Origin of the sequence: Floridaenema evergladense BLCC-F167, assembly GCF_041929205.2 — a bacterium.
Classification (GTDB): domain Bacteria; phylum Cyanobacteriota; class Cyanobacteriia; order Cyanobacteriales; family Aerosakkonemataceae; genus Floridanema; species Floridanema evergladense.
Genome location: NZ_CM171625.1, coordinates 1,806,252 through 1,824,542 on the forward strand (window position 1 = coordinate 1,806,252; position 18,291 = coordinate 1,824,542).

Annotated in this window: 19 protein-coding genes; 8 read left to right on the top strand and 11 right to left on the bottom strand. The window is 39.4% G+C overall.

Annotation, left to right across the window (positions count from 1 at the left end; genetic code table 11):
• Window positions 1-268 precede the first annotated feature (268 nt).
• Window positions 269-1,069, top strand: coding sequence for a hypothetical protein (locus ACE1CA_RS08640; protein ID WP_413279155.1), 801 nt, complete (start codon window positions 269-271; stop codon window positions 1,067-1,069).
• A gap of 245 nt (window positions 1,070-1,314) precedes the next feature.
• On the opposite strand, the gene ACE1CA_RS08645 is transcribed toward ACE1CA_RS08640, so the two are convergent.
• Window positions 1,315-2,448, bottom strand: a complete 1,134-nt coding sequence (locus tag ACE1CA_RS08645; protein WP_413279156.1) for a cob(I)yrinic acid a,c-diamide adenosyltransferase — start codon at window positions 2,446-2,448, stop codon at window positions 1,315-1,317.
• 107 nt (window positions 2,449-2,555) lie between these two features.
• Here ACE1CA_RS08645 and fraC point away from each other — a divergent pair, with 107 nt between their 5' ends.
• From fraC to ACE1CA_RS08660, 3 genes are all read left to right on the top strand, one after another.
• Window positions 2,556-3,122 (top strand): filament integrity protein FraC, encoded by a 567-nt coding sequence (gene fraC, locus ACE1CA_RS08650; RefSeq protein ID WP_413279157.1) that lies wholly within the window; start codon window positions 2,556-2,558, stop codon window positions 3,120-3,122.
• A 157-nt stretch (window positions 3,123-3,279) separates the two neighbouring features.
• On the top strand, window positions 3,280-3,603 hold the full coding sequence (locus ACE1CA_RS08655; RefSeq protein ID WP_413279158.1) for a hypothetical protein: 324 nt from the start codon (window positions 3,280-3,282) through the stop codon (window positions 3,601-3,603).
• Between the two features lie 289 nt (window positions 3,604-3,892).
• Window positions 3,893-4,258 carry a hypothetical protein gene (locus ACE1CA_RS08660; protein ID WP_413279159.1) on the top strand — a complete coding sequence of 122 codons (366 nt, stop codon included), beginning with the start codon at window positions 3,893-3,895 and terminating at the stop codon, window positions 4,256-4,258.
• A gap of 63 nt (window positions 4,259-4,321) precedes the next feature.
• Here the strand turns inward: ACE1CA_RS08660 and ACE1CA_RS08665 are convergent, their stop codons facing one another.
• The 9 genes from ACE1CA_RS08665 to ACE1CA_RS08705 form a co-directional block, all read right to left on the bottom strand.
• The gene (locus tag ACE1CA_RS08665) at window positions 4,322-4,612 is read right to left on the bottom strand and encodes a DUF2103 domain-containing protein (RefSeq protein WP_413279160.1); all 291 of its coding nucleotides are present in this window, start codon (window positions 4,610-4,612) and stop codon (window positions 4,322-4,324) included.
• A gap of 4 nt (window positions 4,613-4,616) precedes the next feature.
• Window positions 4,617-4,943 (bottom strand): ATP-dependent Clp protease adapter ClpS, encoded by a 327-nt coding sequence (gene clpS, locus ACE1CA_RS08670; protein WP_459563650.1) that lies wholly within the window; start codon window positions 4,941-4,943, stop codon window positions 4,617-4,619.
• A gap of 926 nt (window positions 4,944-5,869) precedes the next feature.
• A complete protein-coding gene (locus ACE1CA_RS08675; protein ID WP_413279161.1) occupies window positions 5,870-6,937 on the bottom strand; it encodes an LOG family protein in 1,068 nt (355 codons plus the stop codon).
• A gap of 362 nt (window positions 6,938-7,299) precedes the next feature.
• A complete protein-coding gene (gene trxA, locus ACE1CA_RS08680) occupies window positions 7,300-7,623 on the bottom strand; it encodes a thioredoxin (RefSeq protein WP_413279162.1) in 324 nt (107 codons plus the stop codon).
• Window positions 7,624-7,929: 306 nt separating this feature from the next.
• Complete coding sequence (locus ACE1CA_RS08685) at window positions 7,930-9,093, bottom strand: GuaB3 family IMP dehydrogenase-related protein (RefSeq protein WP_413279163.1); 1,164 nt, start codon at window positions 9,091-9,093, stop codon at window positions 7,930-7,932.
• A gap of 184 nt (window positions 9,094-9,277) precedes the next feature.
• Entirely contained in the window at window positions 9,278-9,763 is a 486-nt protein-coding gene (locus ACE1CA_RS08690; protein WP_413279164.1) for a C40 family peptidase, read from the bottom strand.
• A 47-nt stretch (window positions 9,764-9,810) separates the two neighbouring features.
• Window positions 9,811-10,626: an ABC transporter permease gene (locus tag ACE1CA_RS08695; RefSeq protein ID WP_413279165.1), complete on the bottom strand. Its 816-nt coding sequence runs from the start codon at window positions 10,624-10,626 to the stop codon at window positions 9,811-9,813.
• Window positions 10,627-10,665: 39 nt separating this feature from the next.
• Entirely contained in the window at window positions 10,666-11,676 is a 1,011-nt protein-coding gene (locus ACE1CA_RS08700; RefSeq protein ID WP_413279166.1) for a DUF5357 family protein, read from the bottom strand.
• Window positions 11,677-11,729: 53 nt separating this feature from the next.
• Entirely contained in the window at window positions 11,730-12,647 is a 918-nt protein-coding gene (locus ACE1CA_RS08705; protein WP_413279167.1) for a metal-dependent phosphohydrolase, read from the bottom strand.
• 31 nt (window positions 12,648-12,678) lie between these two features.
• Between ACE1CA_RS08705 and ACE1CA_RS08710 the strand changes: the two genes are divergently transcribed.
• Window positions 12,679-12,804 carry a hypothetical protein gene (locus ACE1CA_RS08710; RefSeq protein ID WP_413279168.1) on the top strand — a complete coding sequence of 42 codons (126 nt, stop codon included), beginning with the start codon at window positions 12,679-12,681 and terminating at the stop codon, window positions 12,802-12,804.
• 189 nt (window positions 12,805-12,993) lie between these two features.
• On the opposite strand, the gene ACE1CA_RS08715 is transcribed toward ACE1CA_RS08710, so the two are convergent.
• The gene (locus ACE1CA_RS08715; RefSeq protein ID WP_413279169.1) at window positions 12,994-15,528 is read right to left on the bottom strand and encodes an ATP-binding protein; all 2,535 of its coding nucleotides are present in this window, start codon (window positions 15,526-15,528) and stop codon (window positions 12,994-12,996) included.
• Window positions 15,529-15,713: 185 nt separating this feature from the next.
• Between ACE1CA_RS08715 and ACE1CA_RS08720 the strand changes: the two genes are divergently transcribed.
• The 3 genes from ACE1CA_RS08720 (at window position 15,714) to ACE1CA_RS08730 (ending at window position 18,203) form a co-directional block, all read left to right on the top strand.
• Window positions 15,714-16,361, top strand: a complete 648-nt coding sequence (locus ACE1CA_RS08720; protein ID WP_413279170.1) for a DUF1361 domain-containing protein — start codon at window positions 15,714-15,716, stop codon at window positions 16,359-16,361.
• Window positions 16,362-16,497: 136 nt separating this feature from the next.
• Entirely contained in the window at window positions 16,498-17,409 is a 912-nt protein-coding gene (gene puuE / locus ACE1CA_RS08725) for an allantoinase PuuE (protein WP_413279171.1), read from the top strand.
• Window positions 17,410-17,486: 77 nt separating this feature from the next.
• A complete protein-coding gene (locus ACE1CA_RS08730) occupies window positions 17,487-18,203 on the top strand; it encodes an SDR family oxidoreductase (protein ID WP_413279172.1) in 717 nt (238 codons plus the stop codon).
• Window positions 18,204-18,291: the final 88 nt, after the last annotated feature.

Genomic DNA, 18,291 nt, shown 5'->3' on the forward strand with positions numbered 1-18,291 from the left:
TTATTGAACAAATAGTAAAGTTGCACTTACAGGGAAGCTGTTAATTACACAGATGCCTAACTCGGAACTTTCGAGATTGTGCTAAAACTACGTATATACACTGAAGCAAGCCTACTCTAGGTTATGTGCAGCAGGCAACAAATCAGTAAAATCCGGGTTAAAAAAATCCGAAACAAAACGGTTGTGTTTTGAATCTCTATAAATATGTGCGAAGTTTACTCTCCCAAATTTTTTACTGGTAATCATGCTTAAACAAGTAGAGGAATTCATGAACAAGTTTTTTACATCTACCGCAGTAGGACTACTAGCCTTGGGGACTGTATTTGCTTCTGGCGAAGTAGCAAAAGCAGTTTCCTTTGGAACTTCTTTTGATGGCCCAGATCAGTCCTTACAAAACATTTTGGACAGCCTTACAGTAGGTGGGCCAAGAATTGATACAGTAAACGGTCAAACAGGTTTCAATCTATTTACGAATACTGCTAGTAGCGGTTCTGTTGCCACTTTCATGTTTGAAGTAGCTGGAAATGCTCCCATCAACAAGTTTGGCATCTACAATCAAAGCGGTGTCAAAGCACAATTATTTGCTGGAAGCAATGATGTTTCAGATGGAGCATTTGTAAGCTTTTTGGGCAATGGCGATTTATCTGTTTTTACTAATGGGTTCCAGCCTGGAAATCAGGGATCTCCTAGCGTGAACACATACACGGGTTTTGGTAATGTTTTTGGTTTTTATATAGAAACTGAACAAGGAACTTTTTACACTGAAAATAGTCGCAATCCCAATGGTTCTCAACAAGCTGTAATTTACCAAGGAAACAATCAAACAAGTCTGCAAATTCAAGGTAGACAACCTGGAGTTTTTACAGACAATGAATTCATTATTGCCTTTGACGATTTACTGCGGAGTACTCCAGGTAGTTCTGATAGCGATTTTCAGGATTTAGTAGTTATGGTTGAGTCAATCAAACCCATTTCTATTCCCGAACCTGGTACAGCTACCAGCTTGTTGGTATTTGGTTTGGGTAGTGCGTGGATGCTCAAAGGACAGCGGAAAAAGTTAGAAATTTAAGATTGGGGACAAAGGGACTGGGGACTGGGTTTGGGAAAGTTCTTAGTTGTTTTTTAAGTTTTGAGTTATCACTCCGGCTCTCCAGTACTCATGGTGATAAGTAAACCTAATTAATTAGCCAAGTGCTTACTCCACAAGGTTTCCCAGTCCCTAGTCCCCAGTCCCCAGTCCCCAGTCCCTAAAACCAGAGTTTTCCACCACAAGTACGGGAGAGCCATCACTCCTCAGTCCCCCAATCCCTTGTGTTAAAAATCTACTCCTCGCTTGAGTTCCACGCCTCGATCGGCATAATGTTTATGACAAATCATTTCCGAGTGAACGCTGGCAAGATCGAAATATGCTGGGGGATTGAGGCAGCGACCTGTGATAATGATTTCTGTATCGCGGGGTTTTCTCAGTAATGCTTGAACTATGGGTTCTTGAGGTAATAATTCTAAGTCAACTGTGGGATTAAGTTCGTCGAGTATGATAGTTTTGTAGAGTCCAGATGCGATCGCACTTCGGGCAATTTCCCATCCTCTTTCTGCTTCTACATAATCTATTTCCCGTTGTTGTCCTCGCCAGACGATCGCATCACCACCACAACGATGATGATCTACAAGAGAAGGATAACTTTGTTGTAGAGCAGCGATCGCCGCATCTTCAGTATAACCAGTGCCACCTTTGAGCCACTGCATAATTAAAACTCGATGGGATTTATCTTGACTAATTCCCCTACCTATAGCTTGTAAAGCTTTTCCTAACGCACTGGTAGATTTTCCTTTACCTGCACCTGTATAAATTTCAATTCCCTCAATTCCCTTTTCCTGAGACATGGGATGATGATGAGGTTTCATTTCCGAGTGTAAGTCAGCAATGTCTAATAATGCTTGAGGTGCGGCTCTCCCAGTGGCAATGATTTCCACTTCCTCTGGTTTATTCTTTAAAGTATTGATTACTTCGTCTACACAGAGCAAACCTAAATCTAGCACTGGATTGAGTTCATCCAACACAATCACAGAATATAAACCAGATGCGATCGCACCTTTCGCCACATCCCATCCCCGCTGCGCCTCCATTCTGTCAAAGCGGGTAATCTCCTCTTTAGCAAAATACTCCGCCCTTCCGGTACGAACTTGATCGATCAAATGGGGAAAACCTTGCTGTAAAGCGGCGATCGCTCCGTCTTCATCATACTGTCGTCCCGGCCCTTTGAGAAACCGCAGCAGCAACACCCGATTTTGTGCCCCTGAGTTAATTCCTAACCCAATAGAACGCAAAACTACGCCTAAAGCTGCTCTAGACTTGCCTTTTCCCGCGCCGTCATAAACATGAATTTGACCCGTAATTCGTTCGGCACGCATTTGCGCTGTGCGAATACCTATTCCTACTCTCGTCATTTTGATTGCTTCTCGTCGCTGTTGTCGCAGATATTTAATATATCGTTGTTAATAGTCGTGAGTCATCGGTCATCCCATCGACAATTATTCTTTTCCGTATCACCATAATGATAGAAGATTTATCTCTGGTTTTGCCTTTACGAGCAGTGGTGTTTCAAACTTTACTAATACTAATATCAATTGCTTTAGAAAGTGTAATTTTACAGAGAGTTTTAAACATTAGTCCCAAAACTGCCATTCAATACTCAGCAATTCTAAATCTGTTATCGACCTTTGTTGGCTGGTTATGCTTTTTCGTGATTCAATCTATTACCCTAAATTTCGTACAAATACAATTAATTCGTTATATATTTTTCGATCGCTTTGTTTCCTCGACTGCCTTCTTCGATTTGCAAAACGGTTTTTATTTGTTTGTAAGTAGAATGATTATTATAATAATTGATTTAATTGTAGAACTAGTTGGCTTAGATTTTTTATTAAATTATATTTCTGAGGAGCGGGAAGAAATTAAACATTTAATAAGTAACAAGAAAATAGAAGTAGCAGAAAACAAAAAGAGTCGTTACGAAAAGGACAGAGAAAGAAAATTAAATAAAATTAAGTTTAACGCTACATTTTGGGCTAACCTGAGCAGTAATTTCTTAATTGCCATTTTAATTCTAGCCATAATTTGAAATGATAAATGCGATCGCTTACAGATTTGCCCCTCATAGATCTGGCTATAGATTTCAAAGTGTTAAGGGCTATTGAGTTTTGTAACTATTTCTTTGTTTGATGAACTGTAATCCCTTAGACTGATGTCCAACTGAAATTTGTGGAATAAACAGAGATATGCAAATCGAAAATTTGCACTGGCATGATTATTTACTTTTAGCTTCTTTTATTGGCTCTATTGTCGGGCTTTGGTTGATTAATAGTGACAAGCCAACTCAAGGGAATGAGATAGAAGAGACTGAGCGATCGCTGTTTTTAATGATCTTCACCTACTGGATGGTTTATTGCATAGCTGATTTTGCTCAAAAGCTGCAATTACCTAATTGGGATATTCTAGTTATGAGTTTACAAATAACAGCAGCTATCTCTTACTTTTTGACTGTTTGTTGTGTGATTATTCTACCTTTACATCGCTTTTCCTTACAACAAGTAGCAAAGTAATTGTTAGTTTTGGCTATCGGTAATTGATCGGGACAATTTAGTGAGGAAAGAGAACAGGGAAAACAAAACAAATTTTTTAAACCCTGGTTTTGGGGACAGGTAGGGGCAATTCATGAATTGCCTCTGCTGAAATTCTTTGTAAATCAAGCATTTCATTAATTAGTCAGTTTTGCTTATCACCATAAGATATAACTTCGTGGAACTACTGATGACAAGCTATTATTCTGAACTTTAACATTTGAATTAGATACCAATTATCTAACAGTTCTGACATCACATTTAAAATACTATGCGTAAAGCTTCCCCTGAACGTTTGATAGCTGCAATAGCGATCTTCGTACTGTCAGTTTACTTTGTGACGCACTTTCCAGATAAAATACCTTATCTAATATTCGCAGTTATCTTAATTTTGTTACTAGCTAAGTACGTAACTAAAGAGTCTTCAAAAACAGGTATTGGTACAAAAACGCAGCTTTACAAAAATTCGAGTAGTGATAAAGAAACGCAGCTTTACAAAAAACTGCTCCAAAAAAGTCAAGGCGATCGCAAACAGGTAGAAAGATTGATTGATTACGAACGGCGACGCAGCCCAAATTCCAGCCGTGCCGAGCTTTTGCAAAGTGCGATCGATCGCTGGGAGCGCGATCGGAGGTAAGATATCTGTTTGAGTTAATTATAAAATTGCAGACTATCAATTGATAATCTGCAATTTTACCGATCATTTCATAGCTTGAAAAATTGCTGCTTCTAACTCATCTTTTTGGCAGCTAGTAATAATAAAAACCTCTTGAAAAGTTTTACCCTGGCGGGCAATTAATTTAAAACCACCTCGGATTGGTACGGAAATTTTTAACTGCAAGCGTGGGGAATGTCCTTTGGCTCTACCAATTACTGCGGGAGTAATGGTTTGAATACCATTATATTTAGTGAGACGATCCAAAACGGCTATTAAACCGGGAATGTGAGTGGAATGAGTGAGAACTAACCTACCGCCAGGGGAATTATTCATAATTTTATGCTGCTTCTAGGGGAGCCATAGTTAATCCAGCGCGACTTAACTGCTGGTGGTAGAGTTCCGCTTGCTCTTGAGGACCAATCCAAACAATAGCTTGACCTTCATAGTGTACCTGATTAGTGAGTTCCCAGGCGCGATCGCTCGTCATCTCAGGAATATACTTCACCAAACAATCATGAACGTGCTGAAAGGTGTTGAAATCATCATTCAGCACAATTATTTTGTAGTTAGGGTAAAGCTTGCGGGTAACTTGACTAGAGCGTTCAGGAGCTTGAGTCGGCGCGGTTGCCATCCCAAAGATTGCTGCTGAAAGAATTTTAGTCATAGTGCAGTTCCCGAATTAACTCAATGATATCGATCGAAGTAGATTTGGGGTCGAGTAAGATGTCACCATCATACCCTTCAACTCAAAACCTTGCTGGGGACTTTCACCACACAAGCCTGATTGTTGATGCGGTTAGTGTACAGACCGCTTTACCCATTTCCAGTTTATCTCCATCTTTAAAGAGTAGTCCACAGAGAGCGCATTTGCTTTCAGCTATTGAAGCAGTTAAGTGCGAACTTAACCTTTGTGCTTTTTAGGTTTTTCCCGTTTCAGGAGCAACGAGCCACACAACGCTTCACTTGTTCATAATCTTTAATTATAATGACGACCTTCGGATTCGCACTTTTTAGCCAAGCAACGTTCCAGTAATTCAATTCTGTATAGGTACCAGAATTTATAAGGATTTAATACTAATTTAGTTTTTGAGCTAAAGAGCGGTTGGTTGAGAAAACGCCAGACAGGAAAATTAATTTTAACTCGTTTGTTAGACATAGTAATTAGAACCAAAAAAAATCAAGTGGGATAGCTTTGCGGACACTCTAAATTTTTAGCGTGACTTATGAGCTTGTTATTATTACTCTCGCAAACATCCCGATCGCTTGTCTTGGTGAGGATTGCTGAATATTAGGTTAAAGTTTTGGCTAAGATACGTAATTTCCCTGAAACAGTAGTTTACTACTATTACCAAATATTTTTTATGGCAGAATCCTGAATTTAAATGGGAATTTTACCATATCCTGTAAAACACAGACTATTTTTGCAAAAATATTTAATATTCTTGTAATGAAAATTTAGATATCGCTTAAACTCTCAGTAATTATGTAATTTCAACAAGGCAAAAGAAAGAAGAGGTATGGAGAGTTGACATAAAGAATTCTTCGTATTACCCCTGTCTCCCGATCTCCCTGTACTCTTCTTGCCTCTTTTTACTTACGTTCGGGATGTTCCGACTCTGGAGAAGTAGGATTCATCCGGTTAATAGTCGCAATCATTTGATAAAGTCTTCCCAAGTCCCTTTGATTAAAATACATTGCTAACCGAGGCAAATCAAAGGTTTCGTCGCCTGTTTCTTGTGGGAAAGCTTGAGTCTTTTCAATTTTTCCTTTCACCAGGATGTCTGAGAAATTCTCATTTAACCATTCAACATCTGAATCTTTTAGTTCGGACTTGAGGCGAATGACGAATTGTTCTCCAACGTAACGACTGGAGTGATAAACTCGATAAAAACTGGTAATCGCTTCACAAGCTAAATCTAAGTCATCAGTGATTGTGTAGACGCTGCGATCTTCTGGATTAACTAATCCACGTTTAACCAAATGCTTTTCCACATAAGCATCCCAGTCTATCCAATAATCGCCACCAGGACGATCGATCAAAATTAAAGGTACAGGACCATATCTACCAGTTTGACAAAGGGTAAGACACTCAAAAGCTTCATCTTGGGTGCCAAAACCACCAGGAAACACTGCGATCGCATCACTTTCCCGTAACAAAAACAGCTTGCGCGTGAAAAAATACTTAAAGTGAATTAACTTGGGATCTCCATCAATAAACTGATTAGCTGACTGTTCAAAAGGCAGCTGAATATTTAAACCAAAAGAATTATCTTTCCCTGCGCCTTCATTTCCCGCCTGCATAATCCCGCCACCCCCACCAGTCATCAACATAAAGCCTAACTCGGTGACGCGACGACCAAAGTCTACAGCCATTTGGTACTCTGGAGCCTGAGATGGCAACCGAGCCGAACCAAAAAACGTGACTTTGCGAATATGTCGGTAGGGATAAAAGGTTTGGAAGCCTCGCTCCATATCTAATAACGAAGCTGTTAAAATCTTCCAGTCTAGGCGATCGATCTCACCACTACCCATCCGCAATAAGGTAGCCAATGATTGCTCGATCCATTTCTTATACTTATGCGTAGGTAGCCGCTCGATTAATTCCGCCAACTCTCTTGGCAAAGACTCGTATGTATTGAACGAGGGTGTAATAGTCATAATTAATTCCGCTCTGGCGGGTATTACATTGTAGCGAGTTTCCCATCCCAAATGTAGCCTCTAGTCGCAGGAAATTTCTACAACTTCACCCCAGATAAAGTTTTTACAGTATTATTATCCAATCAAATTTTAAAAGCGTCTTAAATCAGATCGATCGAAGACGCTCATTAAACAAGCGGGAAATAAAGCTTTCCCAGTCTCCTAATTCAACTATTCAGCTTTCTGGAGCTTCTCAGACTTAATCAGTCCAACATAGCGAATATAGTAGATAAACCTTTCAAAATACTTGAACAGCTTATTTTCTAGACTTTCGGAAATTTGCCTCAGAGAAATTTAAGTTCCCGCGTAGCGTTACTAAAGGTTTAGAGATACTTTTCCAAAGTATTAGCCAAAGTAGTCTTCGGAACCGCCCCAACCACCATATCAACTCGTGCACCGCGTTGGAAAATCATTAGCGTCGGAATGCTACGGATACCATATGTGCTAGCAACAGTGGGATTCTCATCAGTATTGACCTTAACCACTTTTACTCGCCCTGCGTATTGCTCGGCGATCTCCTCTACTACAGGTGCAACCATACGGCAGGGTCCACACCAAGGAGCCCAAAAGTCAACTAAAACAGGAATGTCACTATCAAGTACTTCTTGCTTAAAAGTAGAGTCTGTAACTTGTTCGGCTGTTGCCATGCCTTCAATTCCTTACCAAATATTATTTAATTTCATTCGGCATTCTATCACAATAAAAAGCTTTTCTTCTCTTATCCACAGGTAGATATACTCTGAGAGGCTAGAAAAAGCGAAACTTTACAGAATGTAAAAAATTGCTACTAAAAATAAGGAACCGCCCGAACAATAGTCCGGGCGGAGTGTGGTGTGAGGAGTGAACGGAAACATGCGTCTCCGCTTTCTCTATTGTAGGCCACAGAATCAGTTTTAGGGTAGGTTAGCAGGGCATCCAGAAAAATTTCCTTATCTAAATTTTGCTGAGTAAAACTACTTACCCATTCCCAATTGTTGAGCTTTTTGATATACCTTACCCTCGGTTAACAAAGAGGGAGCAATTACCACCTCGACTTGCTGCATTTCTTTGATGTTTTTGACTCCTAAAGTACCCATACTGGTCTGTAAAGCTCCTAATAGGTTGTGAGTGCCATCATCAAGTGCAGCTGGCCCCCGCAGAATTTGTTTTAATGTACCTGTGGAACCGACACGAATCCGAGTCCCACGAGGTAAAACTGGGCTAGGAGTAGCCATACCCCAGTGATAACCGCGTCCGGGTGCTTCTTTGGCTCTAGCGAAAGGAGAACCAATCATCACTCCATCTGCACCACAAGCAATACACTTACAAATATCACCGCCAGTAATTAAACCACCATCAGCAATCACTGACACATATTTGCCAGTTTCCCGATAATAATCATCTCTGGCAGCAGCACAATCAGCTACAGCGGTTGCTTGAGGTACACCAACACCTAAAACACCCCTAGAAGTACAAGCAGCACCCGGACCAATACCCACTAATATTGCAGCTGCGCCAGTTTTCATTAAATTGAGAGCTACGTCATAAGTGACGCAGTTACCCAAAATTACGGGAATGGGCATTTCCTGACAGAATTGCACTAAGTCCAAGGGAGTGATTGATTCTGGGGAGAGGTGAGCAGTTGAAACTACAGTAGCTTGAACGAAAAATAAATCTGCTCCCGCATTGGCAACTACTAAACCATATTTACTGGCTCCTGCGGGGGTGGCGCTAACTGCGGCGATACCACCTAATTGTTTAATTTCTTGGATGCGTCGCTCTATTAGCTCTGGTTTAATAGGTACTGCATAAAGTTCTTGCATCAAAGGGACAAACTCTTCTTTACCTACTGAGGCAATTCGATCTAAAATCGGCTCTGGATTTTCATAGCGAGTTTGGATTCCTTCGAGGTTAAGAACTCCCAAGGCTCCCAATTGCGATAACTCCACTGCCATGCGTACATCGACTACACCATCCATCGCACTGGCGATAATTGGAATTTCTCGCTCAAAGCCGCCTATGTGCCAGCGAGTGTCTGCCAAACTGGGGTCTAAAGTTCTAGGCCCCGGCACTAGTGCGATTTCATCAATACCGTATGCTCGGCGGGCTGTTTTACCTCGCCCAATTTGAATGTCCACGCTCGTACTCGTTCCCAAGATGTTATTTAAGCTAGGGTATCAAATTTTGCGACTTAAGGGGCAGGGGAGCTCCAGGGGCAGGGGAGGTAATCTTAGTGGGGGATTTAAGACTTATCAAGCGGTGAAAAAAGATTAGGTTGAAGAAATGGCGATCGCTTAAAAAAGAGCGATCGCTAATTTTTCGTTATTTAGTATCAACTCCCCTAGATTTCCAAAATTCAATGCGTTCTCGGTTTGCTTGTTCTATTTTTGCTTGTCTGAGATTTTCATTCAAAACATTGGCAATTTGCTGACCCATAAAAGTATGATAATTGCTACCAATACTTTGCACAGGTTGCAAGCGACTAACAATTTCTGCGCCTAAACACTTCCACCAAGTATTTTGTTGAGAGGAAAGATTGATTCCATGAAGAACATAGTTAGCAAAATGCTCGCAATTATTGATGGCGATACTGTATTTGGCAACAGCCATAAAATTTTCTATACGCTCAACTTCTTGTGCTGTTACTCTCACATTTCCGCGTAATTCTAAACCAGTTGATCCCCAACCAACTGAATTCTCAAAATTAGTATCTTCAGCTAGATAGTAATGATCTGCCAGTCCAAAAAGTTCGGGAATTCGCACTTTAAAGACTTTTAAAACACTGAATTCTACAATCTGAAATGCCATAAGCTGTTTAGCTCCGATGATGATAATTGATGCTATAAGCTGGTCTATTAAAATTGCCGACGAGAGAAGATGAGAGTGGCGATCGCTAAGAGCAATACAATATAAACTATTCCATAAATGAAGTTGAGGAACAAAGTTTGATTATTAGGTAGTAAAGTCAATCCGTAAACTGCTTGATTTTTTAAATCTAATCGCGACAAATCAGGTAATACTAAATACAACCCTTGGGTAAATATTTCTAATGTTGGGTTTTTTGCTAATTTGCCTAATTTAACAATATCCGGGTTCAAATGTCCCATTAAATAAACAGCAAATGTCAATAGAGTAGCTATTAAAGAACTGGTAAATACTCCCAAAAGAATGGCAACGGCAGTAATCAAAGATAATTCTAACCAGAGGAAAAAGACTGCTGTCAAAATGCTCAAGAATGAAAAGCTGACTTGATTAAATAACAGTACTAAAAAATAAATTGCTAACATGGAAATCAACAGTACAGCTAAAATTGCTGATAAGCCAATATGTTTCCCGACAATAAACTCTGCTGGACTGATAGGTTTAGCAATTAATACTAGCACTGTGCGTTTTTCAATTTCTTTATTTACTAAACCAGTGCCGATAAATATAGCTACAATTAAGCCGATAATTCCCATAGCTGCTAAACCAAGGTCTAAGAGAATTTTGTCTTGTGTACCAGCAGCGACTTGGGGTAAAAATCCGGCAATTCCAACTAATAATATTGCAAATAAGCCAATTAAATAGAGTACGCGATCGCGAATTACTTCCCGGAATACATGAGAAGCAATTACCAAAACCCTGCCTAGTATACTATCAATTTTTGTTGGTTGATTTTCGTCAATGTTCATAACTTTGAGGAACTTTTAGGCTGATGATTGTCTAATAACTTATTTAATCACAGGTTGACATTGAATTTTAGCAACTTTTACAGGTATTGTTGTAATTTTTACCTGTGATGCTGTTGCTACCCTAGCATTATTATTTCTCCTTTCTCTCCTCAATTTTGTATTAACTGGGGCAGGTTGCCGAGTTACTGAGTTAACTTGACAAACTTTTTTTAGCAAATAACCTTGAGGATTGGAACTAGGGCCTTGCCATTCTGCTACCATCAACAGATTATATCCTGTTTTTTGATCGGTAATTTTTGCATTAAATTTCCATAAGTTTTTTTCTTCGATTTTAGAAAGTGTTTGCTTGGCTTGGTTTTGCAGTTTTTCTAGTTGATTTGTATCCCTGAACCAGTTTTCTGCTATTACCCAAGATTTACCTTCTAATTTAGTTTTTAGTTGTCGTTCCATTGCTTCTAATACTTTCTCTCCTTCCGTAACTGGACGGGAAAAAGATTTAATTGTGACAACAAAATCACTCTGGCTTAAATCATCAGCTAACAGACTAGGATATTGCAAGATCCAACCTTGAATAATTAAACTGAATTGTATCCAACAACTAAAAATTAAATGAATTAAAAACCATATTAACAGTTTAAAACGTTGTTCATTTCTTAAATTGTTTAACTTTCTCCCTGCGGCAATAAACTCAGGCCAAGCGGCAACAATTGCTGATAATACAGGCCAAACTATCCAGATAAATGAGGCAAATTTTGGTTGTACGCTAGTAATAAATAAACAAATTACTCCTACTAAAATCCATGCACTTAAAGAAAATCCTTGAACAATAAAAGGGCGTTCAACTGTGAACCAAGCATAGCCAGAAATTATTATTACACATCCTAACAATGAAAAAGTATCCTGTAATTTTGCATTGCCAGTTAATATGCCTAATAATAATGCTATTATCCAAAAAAAGATGCTAGTGTAAATTAATGTTTGCCAGCTAAAGGTTTGAGGTGGTTTAATTAATGTAATTAAACCTAAAAAGTTGTCAATTAACTTATTCATTTGTCTGAGTACAAGCTTGACGATAAACTTTGATTGGTCATTCTCAGCAAAATCTACAATTTAGCAAAATGTTTATTTATCCAATTAAAAAAACGATAATAAATATTTTGCTCTTTCTGATAAAAACGATCTAGTTCTTTTTCAACGATAACTCGATTGCCATGTAGATTTTCTAGAATTGCTTTTCCACTTTTGGATACTTCCAAATAGCGAATACTATGCTTCAAATAGAGAGATACACCTTGCCAGTAAAAGCGAGGATAGCCTGCTCGCAAAGCTTTTGAATTTGAATATCCCAATATTTTGTTACTTCCTATTTCTTCAAATTCCGCGAATAAAGCTGGTAATTTAGCAAGATAATCCGGGTCGGATAATTGACCGATTAAATCAGCACCACGAGTTAAACCGGGAAAATTAATTGTGTCTTTGTGTAGTTCATCTTTGGGAACGGGAAAGCGAGTTAATTCAATATTGAGTATAATCTTATCTAAATCGATAAGTTCGTGGTCGCTAAAGTTTTCAATTACAAATAATTTACTGCGATCGACATGGTAAGCTGTTAAACTAGCTCCTGTGGCATTAGGAGAAAGGGTAACGGTACCATCATCAACGCCAGTCACAAAGGTATTTTCTGCTAATCGATCTTGCTGGCAAATCCCTTTTAAGTAGCCAATGTCATGGCAAAGCAAAGAAACTATAAAATTCAGCCATTCTCTGGGCGAAATTTCTTCTTCACAAAGATGTTTACCGTAAAGAATTTCCTGTCCAACCAAAACGACTAGAACTGTATGTTCTAGATTATGGTATGGAGCATCACAATTGGCGATCCTTTCTAGAGTTTGTTGTGCGATCGAACTAGCTAAATCCTTATATTCCGGCTGACTTTTACCGTAAATATACTCATATTCAGTAATCAAATAATTGATACACTTGTTAATTAATTTGGATTGCTCTTGAGCAATAGTAGTCATATCGCAATAATACAATTCACAAATTTTCTCTATGATAACCTCTAGTCCATTTCTTGCAAAGATTTCCCGGAAATATGGCTCTACCTTAGTTGTGGTGATGATGGAAGCTCATAGTCCAAATATTTTTACTGGCGGTTTTTCCATTTATGTTTCCTAAGCTACCCAAACTGTAAAATCATTACGTAATACATTTTGAAGTGCGTTTTTCCAAATTGCGGAAAGTACCACAGTGTAGGGATTGTCACCAACAAGAATCGTCTTATAGTTCTAAAGTTGACAAGAAAACTTAGGTGTTCACTAAACCTTGTATTGAGAGGATAAAGCAGCAAAAGAAAATTCGTAACCCTCAGCATTTCGCCGACAAAATTCCCATTTTGGATTGATGGAGCGGAATTTCTATCAAAAACTCTGCTCCTTGACCAAATACGGAGTTGCACTGCAAAGAACCTTGGTGTTTTTCTGTAATGATTTGATAGCTAATCGACATTCCTAATCCCGTACCTTTACCAACTGGTTTGGTGGTAAAGAATGGGTCAAACAATCGTTTTTTCACGGTTTCGGACATACCTGGGCCATTGTCAGTTATTTGGATTAATATGCGATCGCTTCCCCATCTCTTAGTCTCAATCCGAATTGTCAAAGGTTCTGCTACTTGTTGGTGACGACCAATAGTTTCGAGTGCATCAATAGCGTTGGAAATAATATTCATAAATACTTGGTTAAGAAGTCCAGGATAGCATTCAATTAACGGTAAATCTCCATATTCTTTAATTACAGTAATGCCGGGATAATCTGAGGTTTTTTTCAGGCGATTTTGCAGAATCATTAAGGTGCTGTCGATACCTTCGTGAATGTTTACTTCTTTCACTTCTGATTCATCCATGCGGGAGAAATTCCGCAGTGCTAAGACAATCTTTTGAATCCGGTCTGCCCCTATTTTCATCGAACAGAGAAGTTTCGGCAAATCTTCTTTTACAAAGTCAATTTCGATCGCTTCTACTAAGTCTTGAATTTCGCAAACAGGAGTGGGATAGTATTGTTGGTACATTTCCAGCAACTGTAGCAGGTCTTGAATGTATTCCTGGGCGGGGTTGAGATTGCCGTAGATGAAGTTGACTGGGTTGTTGATTTCATGGGCGACTCCAGCTACCAATTGTCCCAAACTGGACATTTTCTCCGTTTGCACTAGTTGAGCTTGAGTTTGCTGGAGTTCTTGTAAAGTTTGTTGCAATTGTTGTGTTTGTTGTCTTAAGTTAGCTTCTGATTCTCGCAAAGCTGCTTCTGCTGCATCCTTGGCTTCAAAGAGTGCCATAATTTGCGGTAAACTTGTCCAGCAAGCGATCGCCACTCCCACAAACACAACCACTTGTAACAACACGATCACCATAGCATCAGCGTGGGCAACAGACTTTTGATTTAACAAGATTTGAAAACTCCAACCTGTGATAAATGCGACACATAAAAGCACAATTAAGACAATAACTTGTAAGAAAATCGAGTCTTTAACTATTGCCAAGGTACGCTTCCGATAATAATATCGAATCCACCAATTTTTATCAAAAAAGGCCAAGGGAATATGGCGAATTATGCGATCGATAAGTAAGATCCCTACGGGAAATAGAAATCCAATTATAAAGTTTTGCCAACCCCAAGCAATCCCTCCGACAAAAAGAATCACCACTTCAGCTAACAAAATGCCCAGTGAAAGTCGCGGGAACAAAACCTCTGGTTTGCCACGTTGCAACCATAGTCCTAAGTGCAGTCCCATGAAGGAGATAAACCAACTAATATTACTAATGGCGACGATTTGATCTACATTTCCCCAAACTAAACAGAAGAGACTAAATATGAGAATTAGTAACAACGCTGGGCCAAAAACGCCTCTTTGGGAAACAACGGAAAAAACGGGTGAAAGATGCCCATCTAAGGAAAGTTGGTAGAGGATGCGTGGACAATTGGAAACGACTGTGGCACAACATAGCAGACTGATTGCGCTAATTAAAAAGGTGACAATTAATAAGGTGAATGAACCCCAAAATGGGTCAGCTGCGGTCACGAAATTAGTCAAGACATCGCTATTGCCCTCATTTGCTAGACGAGTTAATACCCAAGTACCGCCCAAAAAGATGGGTGGCATTAATCCCGCAGAGATCGGCAAAAATTTTAATGTCTGTTTTGGACTACGACTATCAGCAACGTAAGCGGTGATTGTTTCGCAACCGTAAGTAACGTAAGTGGAGAAAAAGTACCATTTTGCCCAATCTGTAAAGCTGAATTGTGACCAGGTGGTAGGAAAAAAGCCGGGACTGTGAGGAGAAAAGATCAACCAACTGATTCCTTGGAAGCAAAAGGCTAAGAGAAGTAAGATTGTAGGTACGACAAAAAACAAATGTAGAATACTCAAAGCTCTAGTGCCGCTAAATGCCAAGACAAATGCAATTAAGGTGAATCCTAGTTTGAGGGGTATTTCGGGACAGGATAGGTGCATTGCTGCTAAATTAGCTTGAACTAGGTTAGTGAGGACGATCGCGCTAGTTGGTAGAGCGGAAACCCAACCACAGAAATATCCCAAGGCAACATAGCGAGCAATACCAGGATAATGTTTCAGAAGTTTTGTTGTATAGTTTGGCGTTCCCCCAGCGACATCAATCCAATGACTGCCTAGTTTCTGAACTTGAAAAACTGCGAGCATTCCTATTAACGTTGCTGGAAACCAGGCTAAGATTGCTGCTGAACCCAATGCGAGATGAATGGTAGTTGCTATACTGGGCCAGAAAAGATGTGTAGTTAACCCAAAACCCCAGGTTTCAGAAGCGCTGAGACTGCGGGTTAGATGGGTTGAAGAAGGCTGAGTGGTGCGATCGTCAGAAAAGCTTACCATGATCGACAGTGGTGCTAATTAATACTATTTACCCCTAATGTACAACACTCACAAACCTTTTATTGGTATAGATAAAGTAGCAAAAGAAAAATTTGGATTGCATTAAATCAGGAAATTGTTGTTACCAATTGAAGAACACAGAGGTTAACGTAGGTAAAGGTAAGTGTAATAAAACGAAGATGCAGATGAATTCTCAGATTTCCCAGACAAAAGAAGCACTTTCCGGGGGTATATATAGCGGCTGGATTGCGTGGAATCTATTTCTAGCTTTTATCCCCTTAGTTCTTAGCTTTTGGTTATTTCGACGGAGAGCAAATGCGCGATCGTGGCTCTGGTGGGTAGTTTTCCTACTTTATGCTGCTTTCTTGCCCAATGCGCCTTATCTGTTAACAGATATTATCCACTTAATTCGCGGCATTCGTGAAGGATATTCAGCTTGGGTTATTACGCTAATTTTTATTCCCCTGCATTTGTTGGCGATAATTGCCGGAACAGAAGCTTATGTAATCTCGTTAATTAATCAGGGTAATTATTTAAAACGACAGCTATCAACAAAGTGGGTGGTATGGTCTGAATTAATTACTCATGCTTTCTGTGCTGTGGGAATTTATCTGGGAAGATTCCTCCGTTTCAATAGTTGGGATTTCGTCACTGATCCAGATAAATTAATCATTACTACAATGGAGGAATTGACTGATAAACGTCCATTGTTAATAATTTTTATCACTTTCGTTGTTTTAACAGTGGTTTATTGGATTATGAAGCAAATTACTTTGGGGTTAGTGATGCGAATTCGTTATATGAAATTAAAGCGTAAGCTAAAAGAACAGTAAATTTAAGTTTTTTACCACAGATATCCACAGAGGCACACAGATAAACACAGATGTAGATGTGGATTTTTTGTATTATTGTGATATTTTTAATAACTGACAGAAAACAGAAAAATGGCAACCTAAAGAGACAATAATAATGGCTAAGAAATATCCACGAGATATGGTTGGCTATGGGCGGAATACTCCCGATCCTCAATGGCCCGATCGAGCGCGTGTGGCAGTACAATTTGTGATTAATTATGAGGAAGGTGGCGAGAATTCTATTCTTCATGGTGATGTTGCTTCGGAGGCATTCCTGTCAGAAATTATAGGGGCGGTTCCTTTGCCGGGGGTGCGAAATATGAATATGGAGTCGATTTATGAGTATGGTAGTCGGGCAGGTTTTTGGCGATTACATCGGCTATTTACCCAAAGGAAAATTCCGGTAACAATTTATGGTGTGGCGATGGCTTTACAAAGAAACCCGGAAGCTGTAGCGGCGATGTTAGAAGCTGATTGGGAAATTGCTAGTCATGGTTATCGCTGGATTGATTATCAATATTTTGGTGAGGAAGAAGAGAGAGAACATTTGAAATTAGCGATCGCTATTCACACCCAAGTTACTGGGAGTCGTCCTTTAGGTTGGTACACCGGAAGAGTTAGTCCAAACTCTCGCAAATTAATAGTTGAAGAAGGCAGTTTTCTCTACGATGCTGATAGTTACGCCGATGATTTACCTTACTGGATTTATGATTATGGCAAACCACATTTAGTAATTCCCTACACTTTAGATAATAATGATATGCGTTTCGCCACAAATCAAGGTTTTAATTCTGGCGATCAGTTTTTTACTTACTTAAGAGATGCTTTCGATCTACTTTATGCAGAAGGTGAAACTGCGCCAAAAATGATGAGTATTGGTTTACATTGTCGCTTAGTTGGAAGACCTGGACGTGCAGCGGCTTTAGCCAGATTTCTGGATTATTTGCAACAGCATGAACAAGTGTGGTTATGTCGCCGCATTGATATTGCACGTCATTGGCACGAATATCATCAACCGCAAAGTTAAGCAGAGGGGCGGCTCTCCTATTATTTAAAACTATTTGGCTAAAATTGTCAGTAATACTAACTTTGGGTGAACTCAAAATGACCAATACAAAAAAACTCGCTGTCGTTACAGGTGCTAATCGCGGAATTGGTTTTGAAACTTGTCGCCAATTGGCAAAGAAAAACATTCCAGTTATTCTCACTAGTCGCGATGAATTTAAGGGAAAAGCCGCAGCAGAAAAGCTCGAATCAGAAGGTTTAGAGGTTAGTAGTTACCCGCTTGATGTTACTAATGCTGAAAGTGTGGAAAAATTAGCTCAATTCATTCGCGATCGATTTGGTAAGTTAGATATTCTGGTGAATAATGCGGCAATTGCCTTAGATTTTTCTGCTGAGGGTTCAACTGTTTTTCAAGCAAAAGTTAGCACGATTCAACAAACAATAAAAACTAATTTATATGGGCCATTGTTGCTTTGTCAGGCGTTAATTCCTTTAATGCAAATCAATAATTACGGACGGGTGGTAAATGTTTCTTCTGGTGCGGGACAATTGCAAGAAATGAAAAGTGGATATCCTGCTTATCGGATGTCCAAAACTGCTTTAAATTCTCTAACTAAGATGTTTGCTTATGAGTTAGAAGGCACAAATATTTTGGTAAATTCGGTTTGTCCGGGTTGGGTAAAAACGGATATGGGGGGGCCAAATGCACCTCGGACAACTGAGCAAGGGGCTGATACTATTGTTTGGTTGGCAACTTTGCCGGATGATGGGCTTACGGGGGGATTTTTCCGCGATCGCCAACCAATCCCTTGGTAAAATGAATTGTTGTCATTGTTCTAAGTGGAAGATTTCAATTTTTTTCTCTATCATTCCAATAGAACAGTTGCAACAAACCTCTGAAGTT

Coding starts and splice junctions, on each gene's coding strand:
- ACE1CA_RS08640 (WP_413279155.1), top strand. CDS start 269: ATGAACAAGTTTTTTACATCTACCGCAGTAGGACTACTAGCCTTGGGG.
- ACE1CA_RS08645 (WP_413279156.1), bottom strand. CDS start 2,448: ATGACGAGAGTAGGAATAGGTATTCGCACAGCGCAAATGCGTGCCGAA.
- fraC (WP_413279157.1), top strand. CDS start 2,556: ATGATAGAAGATTTATCTCTGGTTTTGCCTTTACGAGCAGTGGTGTTT.
- ACE1CA_RS08655 (WP_413279158.1), top strand. CDS start 3,280: ATGCAAATCGAAAATTTGCACTGGCATGATTATTTACTTTTAGCTTCT.
- ACE1CA_RS08660 (WP_413279159.1), top strand. CDS start 3,893: ATGCGTAAAGCTTCCCCTGAACGTTTGATAGCTGCAATAGCGATCTTC.
- ACE1CA_RS08665 (WP_413279160.1), bottom strand. CDS start 4,612: ATGAATAATTCCCCTGGCGGTAGGTTAGTTCTCACTCATTCCACTCAC.
- clpS (WP_459563650.1), bottom strand. CDS start 4,943: ATGACTAAAATTCTTTCAGCAGCAATCTTTGGGATGGCAACCGCGCCG.
- ACE1CA_RS08675 (WP_413279161.1), bottom strand. CDS start 6,937: ATGACTATTACACCCTCGTTCAATACATACGAGTCTTTGCCAAGAGAG.
- trxA (WP_413279162.1), bottom strand. CDS start 7,623: ATGGCAACAGCCGAACAAGTTACAGACTCTACTTTTAAGCAAGAAGTA.
- ACE1CA_RS08690 (WP_413279164.1), bottom strand. CDS start 9,763: ATGGCATTTCAGATTGTAGAATTCAGTGTTTTAAAAGTCTTTAAAGTG.
- ACE1CA_RS08695 (WP_413279165.1), bottom strand. CDS start 10,626: ATGAACATTGACGAAAATCAACCAACAAAAATTGATAGTATACTAGGC.
- ACE1CA_RS08700 (WP_413279166.1), bottom strand. CDS start 11,676: ATGAATAAGTTAATTGACAACTTTTTAGGTTTAATTACATTAATTAAA.
- ACE1CA_RS08705 (WP_413279167.1), bottom strand. CDS start 12,647: ATGACTACTATTGCTCAAGAGCAATCCAAATTAATTAACAAGTGTATC.
- ACE1CA_RS08710 (WP_413279168.1), top strand. CDS start 12,679: ATGATAACCTCTAGTCCATTTCTTGCAAAGATTTCCCGGAAATATGGC.
- ACE1CA_RS08715 (WP_413279169.1), bottom strand. CDS start 15,528: ATGGTAAGCTTTTCTGACGATCGCACCACTCAGCCTTCTTCAACCCAT.
- ACE1CA_RS08720 (WP_413279170.1), top strand. CDS start 15,714: ATGAATTCTCAGATTTCCCAGACAAAAGAAGCACTTTCCGGGGGTATA.
- puuE (WP_413279171.1), top strand. CDS start 16,498: ATGGCTAAGAAATATCCACGAGATATGGTTGGCTATGGGCGGAATACT.
- ACE1CA_RS08730 (WP_413279172.1), top strand. CDS start 17,487: ATGACCAATACAAAAAAACTCGCTGTCGTTACAGGTGCTAATCGCGGA.